The 586-nt window shown below is 56.7% G+C and carries 1 protein-coding gene; it reads right to left on the reverse strand.

The genetic code is table 11. The features are described 5' to 3' along the window. Positions 1-395: 395 nt before the first annotated feature. Positions 396-586 (reverse strand): integrase core domain-containing protein (locus tag MTX35_RS25335; RefSeq protein ID WP_243597481.1); only part of this gene is annotated, 191 nt, incomplete at its 5' end.

The following is a 586-nucleotide window of genomic DNA, read 5'->3' on the forward strand; positions in this document are numbered from 1 at the left end:
GAACTTCTACAACACTCGACGTAGGCACTCCACGATCGGAATGCTCAGCCCCCACAATTACGAACAGTCACTGAACGCGCCGATTATGGCCGCGTAGCCACTGTCCACTTTTCGGGGTGAACCTCAAAGATCGGCGCGAGACCTACGAGGTCGCGAAGGGGGATCGTACGTCTCGTAAGAGAGCCCCTACTCCAAAGCACCCTTACTGAGGTGCTCTAGAAGGCGCTCCTCCTGTTCTGCTGTGAGACGTTCTGCGATTTGTACTGCCTCATCGTGAATATCTGGCACTTCCAGGAACTCAAGGATTTCGAACTTGTCGTCCTCAGTAAGCGCCACAACAGTGGCAGGTCCCCGATAGTCGGACCACCGCGTTCTAGAGCCACGGTGTGATTGATTCAGTCGATCTCGCAGCCCTCGGCCGGTTGGTGGTTGTGGGTGCATTGGGCAGCGTACTCAGCCGGCGTGAGGTAGCCCAGTGATGAGTGCCGGTGTCGATGATTGTGGTCGTCTTTGAAGTCCTCGATCACCACCCTCGCTTCGAGCAGACTCGTCCAGTGATTGCGGTTCAGGCACTCCTTCCGTAGCC

Source organism: Rhodococcus sp. ARC_M12 (assembly GCF_022810385.1).
Classification (GTDB): Bacteria; Actinomycetota; Actinomycetes; order Mycobacteriales; family Mycobacteriaceae; genus Rhodococcoides; species Rhodococcoides navarretei.